Origin of the sequence: Mesorhizobium sp. M0960, assembly GCF_040319055.1 — a bacterium.
Taxonomy (GTDB): domain Bacteria; phylum Pseudomonadota; class Alphaproteobacteria; order Rhizobiales; family Rhizobiaceae; genus Mesorhizobium.
This window is the reverse complement of sequence record NZ_JAMYNN010000001.1, coordinates 232,324-247,332: the sequence shown is the minus strand read 5'-3', so window position 1 is coordinate 247,332 and position 15,009 is coordinate 232,324. Positions and strand designations below refer to the sequence as shown.

At 61.9% G+C, this 15,009-nt stretch carries 17 protein-coding genes; 11 read left to right on the top strand and 6 right to left on the bottom strand.

The genetic code is table 11. The annotated features are described in order from the left end of the window. Positions 1–58: 58 nt before the first annotated feature. The 3 genes from NKH63_RS01375 to NKH63_RS01365 all read left to right on the top strand — a co-directional run bounded on the left by NKH63_RS01375 (position 59) and on the right by NKH63_RS01365 (position 2,185). Positions 59–673 (top strand): nitroreductase family protein, encoded by a 615-nt coding sequence (locus NKH63_RS01375; protein ID WP_352481572.1) that lies wholly within the window; start codon positions 59–61, stop codon positions 671–673. Then, positions 670–1,527, top strand: a complete 858-nt coding sequence (locus NKH63_RS01370) for an EamA family transporter (protein ID WP_023721250.1) — start codon at positions 670–672, stop codon at positions 1,525–1,527. The genes NKH63_RS01375 and NKH63_RS01370 overlap by 4 nt, the downstream gene beginning before the upstream one ends. Before the next feature lie 169 nt (positions 1,528–1,696). Continuing rightward, entirely contained in the window at positions 1,697–2,185 is a 489-nt protein-coding gene (locus tag NKH63_RS01365; RefSeq protein ID WP_023721251.1) for a nucleoside deaminase, read from the top strand. A 110-nt stretch (positions 2,186–2,295) separates the two neighbouring features. Here NKH63_RS01365 and NKH63_RS01360 read toward each other — a convergent pair whose 3' ends face one another. The 4 genes from NKH63_RS01360 to NKH63_RS01345 form a co-directional block, all read right to left on the bottom strand. Next, on the bottom strand, positions 2,296–2,775 hold the full coding sequence (locus NKH63_RS01360; RefSeq protein WP_023721252.1) for a hypothetical protein: 480 nt from the start codon (positions 2,773–2,775) through the stop codon (positions 2,296–2,298). After that, positions 2,772–3,191 (bottom strand): helix-turn-helix domain-containing protein, encoded by a 420-nt coding sequence (locus NKH63_RS01355; protein WP_198030531.1) that lies wholly within the window; start codon positions 3,189–3,191, stop codon positions 2,772–2,774. Before NKH63_RS01355 ends, NKH63_RS01360 begins: the two co-directional genes overlap by 4 nt. Further along, positions 3,178–3,720, bottom strand: coding sequence for a hypothetical protein (locus tag NKH63_RS01350; RefSeq protein WP_352917618.1), 543 nt, complete (start codon positions 3,718–3,720; stop codon positions 3,178–3,180). Before NKH63_RS01350 ends, NKH63_RS01355 begins: the two co-directional genes overlap by 14 nt. A gap of 155 nt (positions 3,721–3,875) precedes the next feature. Further along, positions 3,876–4,772: an NAD-dependent epimerase/dehydratase family protein gene (locus tag NKH63_RS01345; RefSeq protein ID WP_352481574.1), complete on the bottom strand. Its 897-nt coding sequence runs from the start codon at positions 4,770–4,772 to the stop codon at positions 3,876–3,878. Between the two features lie 145 nt (positions 4,773–4,917). On the opposite strand from NKH63_RS01345, the gene NKH63_RS01340 reads away from it, so the two are divergent. Next, on the top strand, positions 4,918–5,856 hold the full coding sequence (locus NKH63_RS01340; RefSeq protein WP_352481575.1) for an NAD(P)-dependent oxidoreductase: 939 nt from the start codon (positions 4,918–4,920) through the stop codon (positions 5,854–5,856). A 667-nt stretch (positions 5,857–6,523) separates the two neighbouring features. On the opposite strand, the gene NKH63_RS01335 is transcribed toward NKH63_RS01340, so the two are convergent. Continuing rightward, positions 6,524–7,303 carry a FadR/GntR family transcriptional regulator gene (locus NKH63_RS01335; RefSeq protein ID WP_023721256.1) on the bottom strand — a complete coding sequence of 260 codons (780 nt, stop codon included), beginning with the start codon at positions 7,301–7,303 and terminating at the stop codon, positions 6,524–6,526. A gap of 147 nt (positions 7,304–7,450) precedes the next feature. Then, positions 7,451–8,440, bottom strand: a complete 990-nt coding sequence (locus NKH63_RS01330) for a sugar-binding protein (protein WP_352481576.1) — start codon at positions 8,438–8,440, stop codon at positions 7,451–7,453. Positions 8,441–8,867: 427 nt separating this feature from the next. Between NKH63_RS01330 and NKH63_RS01325 the strand changes: the two genes are divergently transcribed. The 7 genes from NKH63_RS01325 to NKH63_RS01295 all read left to right on the top strand — a co-directional run bounded on the left by NKH63_RS01325 (position 8,868) and on the right by NKH63_RS01295 (position 15,009). Next, entirely contained in the window at positions 8,868–9,608 is a 741-nt protein-coding gene (locus NKH63_RS01325; protein WP_023675804.1) for an ATP-binding cassette domain-containing protein, read from the top strand. A gap of 33 nt (positions 9,609–9,641) precedes the next feature. Beyond that, positions 9,642–10,640 (top strand): ABC transporter permease, encoded by a 999-nt coding sequence (locus NKH63_RS01320; protein WP_352481577.1) that lies wholly within the window; start codon positions 9,642–9,644, stop codon positions 10,638–10,640. Positions 10,641–10,909: 269 nt separating this feature from the next. Beyond that, positions 10,910–11,737, top strand: coding sequence for an AraC family transcriptional regulator (locus tag NKH63_RS01315; RefSeq protein ID WP_352481578.1), 828 nt, complete (start codon positions 10,910–10,912; stop codon positions 11,735–11,737). 107 nt (positions 11,738–11,844) lie between these two features. Next, on the top strand, positions 11,845–12,297 hold the full coding sequence (locus tag NKH63_RS01310; RefSeq protein ID WP_352481579.1) for an SRPBCC family protein: 453 nt from the start codon (positions 11,845–11,847) through the stop codon (positions 12,295–12,297). Positions 12,298–12,318: 21 nt separating this feature from the next. Further along, a complete protein-coding gene (locus tag NKH63_RS01305) occupies positions 12,319–13,113 on the top strand; it encodes an FAD binding domain-containing protein (RefSeq protein WP_352481580.1) in 795 nt (264 codons plus the stop codon). Between the two features lie 32 nt (positions 13,114–13,145). Then, a complete protein-coding gene (locus NKH63_RS01300) occupies positions 13,146–13,628 on the top strand; it encodes a (2Fe-2S)-binding protein (protein ID WP_352481581.1) in 483 nt (160 codons plus the stop codon). Positions 13,629–13,641: 13 nt separating this feature from the next. Then, positions 13,642–15,009 carry a xanthine dehydrogenase family protein molybdopterin-binding subunit gene (locus NKH63_RS01295; RefSeq protein WP_023721263.1) on the top strand — a complete coding sequence of 456 codons (1,368 nt, stop codon included), beginning with the start codon at positions 13,642–13,644 and terminating at the stop codon, positions 15,007–15,009.

The following is a 15,009-nucleotide window of genomic DNA, read 5'->3' as shown; positions in this document are numbered from 1 at the left end:
CTGTTGGTAAATTCCATATCTGCTTCCCGAACGGCTTTCTCAATTTCGGAATGATATGATGACCAACCCCACAATCTCCCTTATCGAGCGACGCATGTCGGCCAATCGGTTCGATGCCTCGTACGCATTGACGGATGCCGAGGTCGAGGAACTGGCACGTCTCGCAACGCGCGCGCCAACCGCCTACAACCTTCAGAACTGGCGGTTCATCGCCGTGCGGACGCCGGAAGCAAAGGCGCGGTTGCGCAGCGTGGCCCATGGCCAGGCCAAGGTGCAGGAAGCAGCGGTCACCTTCATTGTCTGCGGCGTATTGCCCGACCACGCTGCCCTCAATGCAAGGCTGCGTCCTTTCGTCGAAGCCGGCTTCATGCCGGCGGATATGGCTTCGGGCTGGCAGGAAGGCGCCCGCGCCCAATATGCCGATCCTCGGGCAGCCCGCGACGAAGCGGTGCGCTCTGCAACGCTTGGCGCTGCAACGCTGATTTTTGCAGCCGAAGCGCTGGGGCTCGTCGCTGGTCCGATGGGAGGCTTCGATGCCGAAGGCGTGGCCCGCGAGTTTGGCCTTGGCCTGAATGAAGTGCCGGTGATGCTCATCGCGGTCGGCCGCGCCGCGCCCGGCAACTGGCCGCAAAAGCCGCGCCGCCCTCTTGCCGAAGTACTGGAAATCTTATGAAAACGCGCCGTTTCGATCTGTTGCTGACAGCCATTGCACCCGCGATATGGGGCAGCACCTATATCGTCACCACCCAGTTCCTGCCCAACTTTTCGCCGATGACGGTCGCAATGCTGCGTGCCTTGCCAGCCGGATTGCTGCTGCTGGCGATCGTTCGGCAACTGCCGACGGGCATCTGGTGGCTGCGCAGTTTCGTCCTCGGAGCCCTCAACATCTCGATCTTCCTGAGCATGTTGTTTGTCGCCGCCTACCGGCTTCCGGGCGGGGTCGCCGCGACGGTGCTGTCGGTCCAGCCGTTGATCGTGATTTTCCTTGCCGCTGCCCTGCTTGCCAGCCCTGTCCGTCGGTTGGCGATCGTCGCCGCCCTTGTCGGGATCGCCGGTGTTGCATTGCTGGTGCTGACCCCGAACGCGACGCTCGATGCGGTCGGCGTTGCCGCCGGCCTCGCCGGGGCGGCCTCCATGGCCTTCGGAAGCGTATTGGCCCGTAAGTGGCAACCGCCAGTATCGCTGCTTACCTTTACGGCATGGCAGCTGACCGCCGGCGGTCTGCTTCTCGTTCCGGTGGCCCTGCTTTTCGAGCCCTCCATCCCGCTCCCGACCGCGGCCAACCTGCTTGGACTGGTGTGGCTCGGCCTGATCGGTGCGGCGCTGACCTATGTCCTCTGGTTCCGGGGCATTGCGCGACTGGAATCTGCCGTGGTGTCATCGCTGCTTTTCCTCAGCCCGGTGACCGCCGTGCTGCTTGGATGGGTATTCCTGGACCAGACGCTGACCTTGCCTCAAATCGCCGGCGTCGTTTTCGTCATCGGCAGCATCTGGCTGGCTCAACGCCCCAATCGCAACGAGTCCTGATGCATGTCGCTCAAAAGTGTGCAGCGGGTTTGCGATACGACATGCATCAAAACAAGAACCTGAAGCGCGTAGCATGAGGCCGGTCGAACGCGACGCGTTTTAGGCCGCCGACTTGTGTCGGCGGATTGTTCGGCACTATGGTCCAGCGGCATAGCCGGAGGATCCGCCGATGCCACAACGCCCCTATGATGAGCGCCTGCTCCGTCAGGCGTTCGAAGTCGCGCGCAAGGCCCGCGATGCCGGCGAACATCCCTTTGGTTCGCTCCTCGCTGACAAGGACGGCAATGTTTTGCGCGAGCAGCCCAACGCTTACAAAGCCGGCGGGGGCGACCGCACCGCTCATGCCGAAAGGCTGCTGGCCTCATGGGCGGGGATGAATTTCAGTCTCGAAAAGCTGGCCTCCTGCACACTCTACACTTCGGCCGAACCTTGCGCGATGTGCTCCGGCACAATCTATTGGGCGGGCATCGGACGGGTCGTCTTTGGCCAGAGCGAACATGACCTCAAGGCATCGACGGGTGCACATGTCGAGAATCCTACACTCGACCTGCCCTGCAGGATCGTCTTCGAAGCTGGGCAGCGTCCGACTGAAGTCGTTGGTCCGCTGCTTGCCGATGAGGCGGCGCAACTCCAGGCCGAATTCTGGAAAGACAAGTAGCTTAATTGCCGCACGGCAGGAAACGAGTGAGGGCTAGGCTCAGAACTTATTGATCAAGGGTATTGCCCCTTCAACAAGTGAAGTATCGGAGAACCTTGACCCCTTTGGGCCTAAACAGCGGGGATGGGGTTGCCGGCTCCATCCCTACTCAACTGCGAGATGCGCAATCGGCCAGCTGAGATTTCCTCCCCGTCCCGAACGACTACGACCACGAGTTTTGCAGGCTCTTGGAAGACCAAGGTTGACAGTTGAATGTTCATGCTAAGGGCCAATAATTTGACTGTATCCTTCTCAAATTCGAGGGGTCCTTTCTGGGGGATGATGTCGGTCTTCGGCACTGGAGCTTCTATCAAATCAACTACCCCACCGGCCTTGGATTCAAGACGAACTTTTATCGCGAGGGTAGGCAAAGTTTCTGGATACGGTTCAAGATACTTAATCAGACACCACAGCCCCGTGGGCAATGCCCACGGCAAAGGTCCGTCGAATAAAACGGCATCATTATAGACCCCTATGTGCAGCTGCTTCCCGTTGGCCTCCTGTCGAAGGTCATCGCAAAACACGACGCTAGCATGGGGGTTCAAAATCATGCTGCCTCAAGGCGTATTGACACCGCACTCACGGCATCGGTTCCCGGCAGGATGGAATGCTGCCCGGAACTTAGTGTGGTCCCCGCTCCGAGCGTAAGCGGCTGTATCTCGCCCGCAGGCCCAAACCGACGGTTCATTTTTCTGTCTACGACCACAACCTCTACGTCTACCTCAAGGGCAGTCGCGAGGTCCGCGATAGTGTCTATTTCCCAGTTCGGCTTTGTTCCTGAAAACCAGCGAGAGACCGCAGACTTGTTAATTCCGAGGCGATCGGCAAGCTGACTTAGGGTGAGCCCCGTTTCCGCTTTCCTGGCTTGAATGACCGCCCAAAAGGCGCTCACAAAAGCCGAACGAAGTATCCCGCGTTCGAACTCTTCAACGAACGCTTGGTCGGAAACCTTATTAGATTTTTTCATCCACATCTCGACATATTCCCTTCACGTGCTCTAACGCCGTTGCTGCACGAAAAGGTTGCGCATTACCCATGGTGTTGCCCCAAAGATCGGGGATTCCAGCGACGGTTTCGCTATAGTTCTTTTTGATCCCTAGCCAATGTCGGCAATGCAGTCCTAAACCTATGAATACCCCGGCGTCGAGAAACCTACCGAACAGACGCACTTGGACATGCCTAGGCTTTCGCGCACAAATTACCCAGACCTCGTCAACAGAATGCAATCGTTCGATGTCTGGCCCCCGCTCGTCTGGGTCTCCTTTGAGGCTTGCCGTCACGAACCAACCGAAACAAAAAATTGCTATCAGTTCTTCCATTTTCGCCATCGGCAAATGGCTTAAGTCGGGATCCTTCCCAGCCAATCCTCTATAAACATTTGGCGTTACATACAGAAACCGCTTGGCCTCCACCTTTTGGTTAAGTGCAGGCCGCGCGACGAGCCGACCGGTTTCGACCGCTCGATACAGAATAGAGTTAGTTGCGTTTAAAGTCAACAATTTCCCCGCAGGCCGCACCGTTCCTCTCGAAGGGGGAAACGTGTTATTACCAGCCAGCAGATAGCCTATGTCAAATTCGAGGTTGAGTCAGAGCCTTCTCAACGTTGCGCGTCGGGGCTGGCCCAGTGCCGGCTCCGTATCACGTACGCCCGTCAGGTCGTCTTGACATATTTCCGCCAGCTGTGCTCCGGCCGGAAGTCGAGCATGTCGCGTGCCTTGCGGTTGGAGAGCAGGGTCTCGTATTCGCCAAGTTCGCCCTTGACCGGCACATCGGGATAAAACCGCTTCAGGAGTTCGGCTGTCGGCAGGTCGGACGAGGTGTCGTCATTGGCGGCGTTGAACACCTGATAGCCGAGCCCATCCTTTTCGATGGCGCGCAGCGTGATCTGGCCGAGGTCGCGCGCGTCGATATAGCTCCAGGCGATGCGCTTGCGGAAACCCGGATCGGCGAACCATCTCGGAAACAGCGAATATTCATGCGGCTCGATGACGTTGCCGATGCGCAAGGCGTAGATGTCGAAGCCGCTGCGCAGCGCAAAGGCGCGCGCCGTCTTCTCGTTGACGACCTTGGACAGCGCGTAGCTGTCCATCGGATCGACGTCGTACTCCTCGTCGAGCGGAAAATGCGTCGGATCGCGCGGTTCGTTGGCGAAGACCAGGCCGTAGGTCGTCTCGCTGGATGCGATCACCACCTTGCGGATACCGAGCTTCACTGCGGCCTCGATGACATTGTAGGTGCCGAGCGCGTTGATGCGGAACACCTCGTTGTCGGGCGTGATCATGATGCGCGGGATGGCCGCGAAATGCACCACGGCATCGACCGGTTGCGAACGCAGCGACGGGTCGAATTCATGCAGGCCGATATAGCTCGACAGCGCGTTGAACACCTGCCCGCTGTCGGTGATGTCGGTGATCAGCGTGCGCACCTTGGGATTGTCGAGCGGCTTGGTGTCGATGTTGAGCACCTGGCAGCCCTGCTCGACCAGATACTGCACGACGTGGCGCCCGGCCTTGCCGCTGCCGCCGGTGAACATGATCCGCTTCGTCATTTTGCTCTCCCTGGAATTCACGTGTATTGTCAGACAATATCGAACTCTGCAATCGCCTGCCATGGCATGCGGCAAAAACCCGCTTCAACAATTCGCCGGCAAGGTGCAGCGCCGTCATCCATCACTGCAAATAGGACGAAACGACATGAACACTACCGCCGCGAGCGAAAAGATCGGCTTCATCGGGCTGGGCCTGATGGGGCACGGCATAGCGAAGAACATCGTCGACAAGGGCTATCCGTTGACGTTTCTCGGCCGCAAGAACCGCGCACCGGCGGAAGACCTGCTCGGCCGCGGCGCCAGGGAAGCGGCGACCTCGCGCGACGTCGCCGCGGCATCCGATATCGTCTTCATCTGCGTCACCGGCTCGCGCGAGGTCGAAGCCATCATCCGCGGCCCAGGCGGCCTCAAGGAAGGCCTGAAGCCGGGATCGGTTGTCGTCGACTGCTCGACCTCGGATCCCGTTTCGACGGTGGCGCTAGCCGCCGAACTCAAGGCGCTCGGCGTCGACTATGTCGATGCCCCGCTCAGCCGCACCCCGAAGGAGGCCTGGGAAGGCACGCTCGATGCCATGGTCGGCGCGCCCGACGCGGTCTTTGCCCGGCTGAAGCCGGTGCTCGACACCTGGGCCGGGCGCATCGTCCATATCGGCGACACCGGTGACGGCCATCGCATGAAGCTGCTCAACAACTTCATTTCGCTCGGCTACGCTGCGATCTATTCCGAGGCGCTGGCGCTGGCGCAGAAGGTCGGCATCTCGCCGCCGCGCTTCGACAGCGTCATCCGCAACGGCCGCATGGATTGCGGCTTCTACCAGACCTTCATGCGCTGGACGCTGGAAGGCGACCGCGACGCGCACAAATTCAGCATCGCCAACGCCTTCAAGGATCTCACCTATCTCGAATCGATGGCGGATGCTGCCGGCATCGCCAACCCACTCGGCAACGCCACCAAAAACGCCTTCGCCGGCGCCTTCGCGGCCGGCCCCGCCGACCAATATGTGCCGATGCTGGCCACGCATATCGGCAAGGTCAACGGCGTCGACCTGATGCCGACCAGGGATGGCAAGAAGCAGACGATCTGAGCCGGCCGATCAGCTTTTGGCCACGCAAGCTTGCCGCAACATTCCGAGGCGTCAGCGCCACTGGCGAACCTGCCAATCTTCCCCCTTGAGGCAGTGCAATCGCATGTAGGCAAGAGCCCCCTCACCCGGATTGCCAACCGAATTGCGAAGGGCAATTCGGGGCAATCCAACCTCTCCCCGAGGGGAGAGGAGATCGCCAGCGCCGGCGTCAGCCTCTTCTCCCCAGCGGGGAGAAGGTGGCCGCGAAGCGGCCGGATGAGGGGGACTCCTTACGCGATTTGCCCTGCCTTGTTGGGGGAGATGCCCGGCAGGGCAGAGGGGGGTGCTGTCCCTCAGACCTCAGATCGGCAACACTGCAATTTCAAAGCCAGAAACAAAAAACCCGCCTCGGTGGGCGGGTCGTCGGCGCCAATCAGCACCATAGCCAAATTAGTAGCATAGCTGCCGGCACAAAGCAAGAACAAAATACGCTGCGGCGGTAAAAAAGTCCGAATCCCTGGCCCATCCGAGGTCGCCGCCCTCATTGCCTAACGTTGATGATTAGCGAAAGCCGAAGTGGCATCCAATCTCCCCTCTCGTGGGGGAGATGTCCGGCAGGACAGAGAGGGGCGCGAAGGAATGCCGAGTTTTGCAATCGTTCGGAGCAATGCCAGCCCTGGTGCAACCATCACCGCCGCGACCGCCCGATAACATCGTCGGTGTTGGCGAGAAGCCTGTGCACCGCGGCACGGGCTGCGGCGGGCCGCTGCAGGCGGATGTTCTTCTCGATCGCCTCGTGCAGTGCCTGCGCCCGACGCTGGTCGCTGGTTTCGCGTGTGACGAAAACAAAGAGGTGATCGAGCGCCGATTCGATCAGCACGCCGAGCGGCACCAGCAGATCGTTGCCCGAGGCGCGCAGGATGGCGAGGTGGAACCGCGTGTCGGCGCGCGTTCGCTCCTGCAGGTTGGTCGCTTCGCCCATTTCGCGACAGGCCTGGCTGATCTCGGCCATCTGCTCGTCGGTGCGCCGCATCGCGGCAAAGGCGCTGGCCTCCGGCTCGATGATGTGGCGGAATTCCTGCACCGTCCTGAGAAACACCTCGCGGTCCGGCGAGGTCGCGTACCAGGCCAGCACATCGCGATCGAGCAGGTTCCAGCGCTCCTTAGGCTCGACCCAACTGCCGATCTTCGGGCGCGACGCAAGCAAGCTTTTCGCCATCAGCATTTTTATGGCTTCGCGCACCGCCGAGCGGCTGACGTCGAAGGTCTCCGACCATTTGGCCTCGTTGGGCAGGATGGTTCCCGGCGGATAATCGCCGCGCACGATCCTCAGCCCGATTTCGTTGGCCAGCGAGGCGTGCACACTCGAGCCGGGAAAGTGTGCGGCGTCGGCACGCCGAACGCCGGCCGGCCGTTCAGCCTCGGCCTTCAACTTGGCGGGTCGCTTTTTTGATGTCGCGTCCGGCATTCGTATTCCCCGGCAGCTGCTTGTCGAAAGCCTGAACTCAGGACACGACAAAGCAGCGGCCTACGCTCCAAAGCAGCGTCGCCTCGTGCGTTCGTATGGACGGTCTGTGACGGGGCGCCCGTCGAAGGGCGCCCCGAAACTGCGAACCTACTTCTGGATGCAGGTGTCGACCGTGTCCTTGGTGCATTCGTCGAGGCCGGTGAACACCGGATCGGCGACCGGCTTGCCTTCGACCAGGTCGATCATCACCGAGGGCGCCTTGTAGCCCATCTCGAACGGCCGCTGGCCAACCAGCGCGGTCACCAGCCCGTCACGGGCAATCGCCACCTCGTCGCCGATCGTGTCGGCGGCGCCGATGACGAAGGCGTTGCTGGCGATCTTGTCGGCCATCGGCTTGAACAGGTCGCGGTAGGGCTGCGGAGCGCCGAACAGCGGCCAGCCGCCCATGATGCCGAAGGCGTCGAGATCGGGATTGGCAGCGAGGATGTCGGTCATCGCCTGCACGCCCTTGGCGCCGTCGTCATTGGTGAACACCGGGCAGCCGGCAACTTCCGTCCAGCCGCCTTCGCCTGCCAGCGCGGCGAGGCCGTCCTTGCCCGAAAGCGCGTCACGCATGCCCTGCGCGCGGCGCAGGATGTTGTCGGCCGCCGGATTGCCTTCGATGGTGCAGATCTTGCCGCCATTCGGCTTGGCCTTCTTGATGTATTCGCCGATCTTGTGACCCATCAGGTAGTTGTCGGTGCCGAGGTAGGTCTTGCGCAGCGCCGCATCTTCCTTGCTGAGGTCGGCGTCGAGGGTCATGATCGGGATCGACGGATTGGCGCTTTTGATCGTCTGCGCGATCAGCGGCGCGTTCGATGGCGAAATCGCCATCGCCACAGTGTCGGGCTTGCTCAGCATGTCCTGGACGATCTGGGCTTCACCGGCCTCGTCCGAGGTCGACGCCGGTCCAGTGTAGAAGCACTCATATTCCGAGCTGGCGTTTTCCTTGTTCCATTTCTCGCAACCCTGGTGGATGGCCTCGAAGAATGGATTGTCGAGACCCTTCACGACGATGACGAGCTGTTTCTTGGCCATAGCCGGCCCGGCACCCAACGCCATGATGGCGGCGGCAGCGAGCAATAGTGATTTCCTCATGTCAGTCCTCCCTTTTGAAACAAACGGACACCGCGTGCCCGCCACACACAGATCGACCCGGAGCAAGATGACAGAGGACGTCGCACTCGTGTCGCCAAGCCAGGTCGATAAGCATTTTCATATTCAGTCTCAGACCGGCACCGACAGATACTGCTGGTTACCAAATCCCTGACCGACAAACCTTCACCGATTCCTTCCGGCAACCCGGGGGATCGGCGCAAGCTCCTCCGACACTTAGCTAATATCGCCTTGTCACCGACGTCAATGCTATTTGTCCTACAAAACTGATTTTTCGAAAGAAGCCGTGGTTGACGCCAAGGTGGCTTATGCGTAAATGGGCAAAATCGCTGCTTCCGGGAGGAACTGGGGAGAGCGAAAGGCCGCGGCAGAACCGCAGGCCGCAAAGCACGGGGAGGCAAGAAGGCTGGTGGCGGTTCTCGAACTCACCAACATCTCGAAGCATTTTGGCGCCATCCAGGCGGTCAACGACGTTTCGTTGTCGATCGAGGCCGGACAGGTTGTCGGCCTGATGGGCGACAACGGCGCCGGCAAGTCGACGCTGGTCAAGATGATCGCCGGCAATTTCCCACCGAGCCATGGCACGATGCAGATGGACGGCAAGGAGCTGATCCTGCACAAGCCGGTCGAGGCGCGCCAGCACGGCATCGAAATCGTCCATCAGGACCTGGCACTGTGCAACAATCTGACGGCCGCCGCCAACGTCTATCTCGGCCGTGAATTGCGCCGCGGCCTCGGGCCGCTTCGCATCCTCGACTATGCCGCGATGTACAAGCGTGCCGGCCAGATCTTCGCCGAGCTGAAATCCGAAACCCGCCCGCGCGACCTGGTCAAACAGATGTCGGGCGGCCAGCGGCAAGCGGTGGCGATCGCCCGCACCATGCTTTCGCAGGCCAAGATCGTGCTGATGGACGAGCCGACCGCGGCGATCTCGGTCCGCCAGGTCGCCGAGGTATTGAACCTGATCCGCCATTTGCGCGACCAGGGCATCGCCGTCGTGCTGATCAGCCACCGCATGCCCGACGTCTTTGACGTCGCCGACCGCGTCATCGTCATGCGGCGCGGCCGCAAGGTCGCCGACAAGACGATCGCATCGAGTTCGCCGGAAGAAGTCACCGGACTCATCACCGGCGCCATCGAACAGGTATGATTGACGCCTCAACCAGAGTAAAAAAGGTCGATAATGGCAGTCACCCTTGATCAGACGATCGCGCACAAGCAGCACACCTTGCTGAGCAAGGTGTTTGCCAGCCAGACCTTCTGGGTGGTGATCGCGGTCATCCTCGCCTGCCTGTTCCTGTCGGTGGCAACGGATTCCTTCGCCACGACCAAGAACCTCTACAACATCACCCGCAACGTCACCTTCGTCGCCATCGTGGCGCTCGGCATGACCTTCGTCATCATCACCGGCGGTATCGACCTGTCGGTCGGCTCGGTGCTTTGCCTGTGCTCGATGGTGCTGGCCGTGACCATGCATGCCGGCTACGGCATCGAGACCGGCATTGCCGCAGCGATCGCGACGGCGCTGATCATCGGCGCCTTCAACGGGGTTCTGATCGCTTATCTCGGCTTTCCGCCCTTCGTGGTGACGCTTGGCATGCTCTCGATCGCACGCAGCCTTGCCATGGTCGCCTCCAACAACACCGTCGTCTTCCAGTTCGGGCCGGACCACGACAAGCTGCTGGCGCTTGGCGGCGGCGCCTGGGTGTTCGGCATCGCCAATCCGGTGCTCTATATGATCGTACTGGCGATGATCACCGGCTTCGTGCTGCGCTGGACGAAATTCGGCCGGCACATCTTCGCCATCGGCGGCAACGAGCATGCGGCGACGCTGACCGGCGTTCCTGTGCGCCAGATCAAGGTTGTCGTCTACATGATCTCGGCACTGGCGGCGGGCCTTGCCGGCATCATCCAGACCGGCTGGCTGGGCGCGGTCACCACAAATCTCGGCAACGGCATGGAGCTTCAGGTGATCGCCGCCACCGTCATCGGTGGCGCCAACCTGGCCGGCGGCATGGGCACAGCCTTCGGCGCAGTCGTTGGCGCGGCGCTGATCGAGGTCATCCGCAACAGCCTCGGCCTGCTCGGCATCAATGCCTTCTGGCAAGGCGTGTTCATCGGCGGCGCCATCCTGCTTGCCGTGCTGTTCGACCGCATCCGCAATTTCAGGCGCAACGACTGAACTTTTCCGCCGGCGGGGCAAAGTTGCTTCGCTGGCAAAAGTCCTTGCTCAGCCTCGAAGGGAGTGCCGGTTGCCGTCGACCGCACCGGTCTTGCCATACCGGCCTGGAAACGCTCGCCTTCTTCCTATCGCCGAGTCTGAAAATCCGCCGCTGCGGCGCATGGCCGGCGCCCGGACGTGCACATCCGTCTTGACGCAAGCCCGAACTGAGCCGCACAATCGCTCGCAGCAGGCGAAGGGAGGCCAGTCGCCTGCGGGAGGATATACCGATGACGGAAGCGATCAGGCTCTACTGGGGCCGGTTCGGACATGTTTCTGTCCTGAACGTCGCCAGCGACTTCGTCACCCATGCCCATGTCGAGGCGCATATCATCATCTGGCTGGAAGGCACGGCCGGCGAGATGACCATCGGCCGCGAGACGGTGCGGCTTGGACCGGGCACCGCCGCCGGCATCAATTCCTTCCAGCCGCACAGCCACGCTCTGTCCCGCGACGGCACGCCCGGCCTGTTCCTCGCCTTTTACATCGATCCGGACTGGGCTCGAAGGCGCCGCGAGCTGCCTTCCGCCGCGCCGCTGTTCTCCGCCCCGGCAATCACGCTCGAGCCTTGGCTGCACAAGGCAGCGGCCAACCTTCTCGACCATCTCAGCGACAATGAGAGCATCGACGACATCGCCAATTACGAGATCGAGCGCTTCATCGACAGCGTGCTCGATGCCGCCGACGCCTGCGCACCGCAGACGGTGCGCGCCCGCGTCAACACCATGCAGGATTTCCGCGTCCGCAAGGCGATCCAGCTGATGAAAGCCAATGTCTGCGAGCGTATCTGCTTCGACGACGTGGCGCGCAGCGTCGGCCTGTCGCGGCCGCATTTCTTCGCCCTGTTCAAGGAGCAGACCAATCTGACGCCCAACGTCTATTGGAACACGCTGCGCATGGAGGAAGCGGTGCGGCAATTGCAGTGGTCGCAGGAGCCGCTGATCTCGGTCGCCTGCAATCTCGGCTTCACCACCCAGGGCAATTTCTCGCGCTTCTTCCGCGACCATGTCGGCGTTCCGCCGACGCTTTACCGCGAGGCGGCGCGGGCGATCAGCTGAGCGCCCGTTTTTCAGACTAATTGATAGGCATTCAAGACGCATTGATAAGCGCCGCGTAGCCCGCCGCCCTACCCTCCCAAGCAGCTGATTTGCAAGGGAACGATCCTATGGCGAAAGTCACCATCTCCAGCGTCATCGATGCGCCGGTCGAAAAGGTCTGGGCGCGCATACGCGACTTCAACGGTCTGCCGACCTGGCACCCGCGCATGGTCGAAAGCCATATCGAGGACGGCAAGGATGCCGGCACGATCGGCTGCGTGCGCAATTTCCAGCTCGCCAGCGGCGCCCGCCTCCGCGAAAAGCTGCTCGATTTCTCCGACGAGAATTTCCTCGTCAGCTACTCCATCCTGGAGACGCCGCAACCGCTTACCAACCACAAGGCGACGCTGCAGTTGCGGCGGGTGACCGACGGCGACCGCACCTATGCCGAATGGACCGCCAGCTTCGACGCCCCTCCCGAAGAAGCCGACAAGCTGGCCGAAGGCATGGGCGCCAACGTCTTCCAGGGCGGCTTCAACGCCCTGAAGGCCCATTTCGCCGGCAAGGTTGAACTGAATTGAGCTGACAACCAGGAGCGTTCCATGGCGCTTGCACTGCAGACTTTCCCGACGGTGAAGGACGCTGGCGCGGCGCTGAAGGCCGCCGGCACCCGCTATCTCGGTGGCGGCACACTGGTCGTGCGCGCCGCCAACGAAGGCGACGTGTCGATTTCCGGTTTCATCCGGTCGACCGAACCGGCGCTGTCGGTCATCCGCATTTCCGGCGGCGAGGTCCGCATCGGCGCTTCGGTGACCATGGCGGCGATCGCCCGTCACCCGGATTTCGCTCCACTGGCCCACGCCGCGCGCGCCGTCGGCGGACCGGCGATCCGCAACATGGCTACGGTCGGCGGCAATCTCTTCGCGCCAACGCCTTACGGCGATTTCACCGTTGCACTGCTGGCTTTGGACGCAACCGTCACCACCGACTACGGCGAGCTGCCGATCGAAACCTTTCTGGCAAAGCGCGAGAGCAATCACGCCATCGTCACTGCGGTCGGCTTCACGCTTCCGAAGGAAGGCGGTTTTCGCTTCCTGAAACAGTCGCGGGTCAAGCCAAAGGGCGTCGCGGTGCTGAGCATCGCCACCATGCTGGAACAGGCACAGGACGGCACTGTCACGTCAGCGCGGATCGCGCTCGGCTGCATGGCCGACCGGCCGATCCGTGCCAGGGCGGCGGAGAAAGCCTTGATTGGCCGCAAACTCACCGCAGACGGCATCGCACCGGCACTGGCCGTTGCCCACGACGGCACTTCGCCGCCAACCGATCCGATCGCCAGTGCCTGGTATCGCAACGAAGTCCTGCCGGTCCATCTCGGCCGGCTGCTGCTCGCCTGAACGCCCTGGCTGCGGCGCAAGGAGTAATAAAGATGGCGAAGGTCCCGGTTCAGTTCACGCTCAATGGTGCCGAAAAGGCCGAGTTCATCGACAGCGGCACGACGCTGCTTCACGCGCTGCGCGACAAGATCGGCGACACCTCGCCAAAAGGCGGCTGCCATCAAGGCACTTGCGGCGCCTGCACGGTCATCATCGATGGCGAGCTCAGGCTGTCCTGCCTGACGCTGGCCGAGACCTGCAACGGTGCGGCCGTCACCACGACGTCGGGGCTTTCGGAAGGCGGCGTGCTGCATCCGCTGCAACGCGCTTTCCTCGATGCTTTCGCCACGCAATGCGGTTTCTGCACGCCGGGCATGATCATGGCAGCCAAGGTACTGCTCGATCACACGCCGAACCCCAGCCGCGAGGACGTGGTCGAGGCGCTGTCGGGCAATATCTGCCGCTGCACCGGTTACGAGCCGATCATCCAGGCGGTGCTGACGGCCGCGCGCTCCAATTCGCAGAACGCGGTTTGAGGGAGTTAAGAAAATGGAACTCCGCAAGAGCTATTTCGCCGACCAGCGCAAGGACGATCTGCACGAGATCGGCCAGCCGCGGCCGCGTTCGGATTCACCCGGCCATGTCACTGGCAAGACCACCTATTTCGCCGACCGCAATTTTCCCGGCATGCTGCACCTGAAGATGGTGCGCAGCCCGCACCATCACGCCCGCATACGCAGCATCGATACGTCCGAGGCGGAAAAGCATCCGGGTGTCGTCAAGGTGCTGACCGCCAAGGATGTGCCGCACAATGTCTACACCATCCTGATCCTGATCCAGATCGGGCCGGAGGACGAGACGGTGCTGGCTGACGGCAAGGTGCGCTGGAAGGGCGAGGCGGTGGTGGCGGTGCTGGCCGAGACCGAGCGCGCCGCGCAGGAAGCCGCCGCCAAGGTCAAGGTCGACTACGAGGTGCTGCCGGCCGTCTTCGACATGGAGGAAGCGCTGAAGCCCGACGCGCCGATCGTCAACGAGTATCACGGCCGGAACTATTACCTCTACGACAGCGGCGAATGCCGCAAGGTGCGCTTTGGCGATGTCGAGGCAGGCTTTGCCACAGCCGACCACGTGCTCGAACAGACCTATCAGTCCTCGCCGATCGAGCATGCGCCGACCGAGACGACCGGCTGCATCGTCGCACCGGAGGGCAACGACCGCTTCACCTGCTACACCAACACGCAGGCGATGTTCTTCACGCTCGACAACGCCTCGATCATCCTGCAGATGCCCGGCAACAAGCTGCATTTCGTCGGCGGCACCGTCGGCGGCGGTTTTGGCGGCAAGGTCGACGTCATCGTCGAGCCGATCGCCATCCTCGGCGCCAAACTAACCGGACGACCGGTTTGTTTTGTCTATAGCCGCGAGGAGGAGATGCAGATTTCCTCGCCGCGCGCCGCCGAGAAGGTCGTCATCAAGGACGGCGTCATGAACGACGGCCGCATCGTGGCGCGGAAAGTGACCGGCTACACCGATGCCGGCGCCTATTCGCGCCATTCGCCCTACGGCGCGCAGAAGGGCGCCGGGCATTATCCTGGCCCGTATACGATCCCGAATGTCTGGATCGACACCTACTGCGTCTACACCAACCGTACCCCGTCCTCGGCGATGCGCGGTTTCGGCGTCACCATCGGCGACTTCGCGCTGGAGGTGCAGATGGACAAGCTCGCCCGGCTGATCGGCATGGACCCTCTCGAATTCCGCTTCATCAACGCCTACCGCGACGGCGACATGAAGGCACACCGGCAGCCGACGGAGGGGGCGGCGCTGATCGAGTGCATGCAGGAAGCCTCGCGCGCCGCCAACTGGCCAGTGGCGGAGAAGTTCATGACGATGTCGTCTTACGCGAAGGGAGCTTGA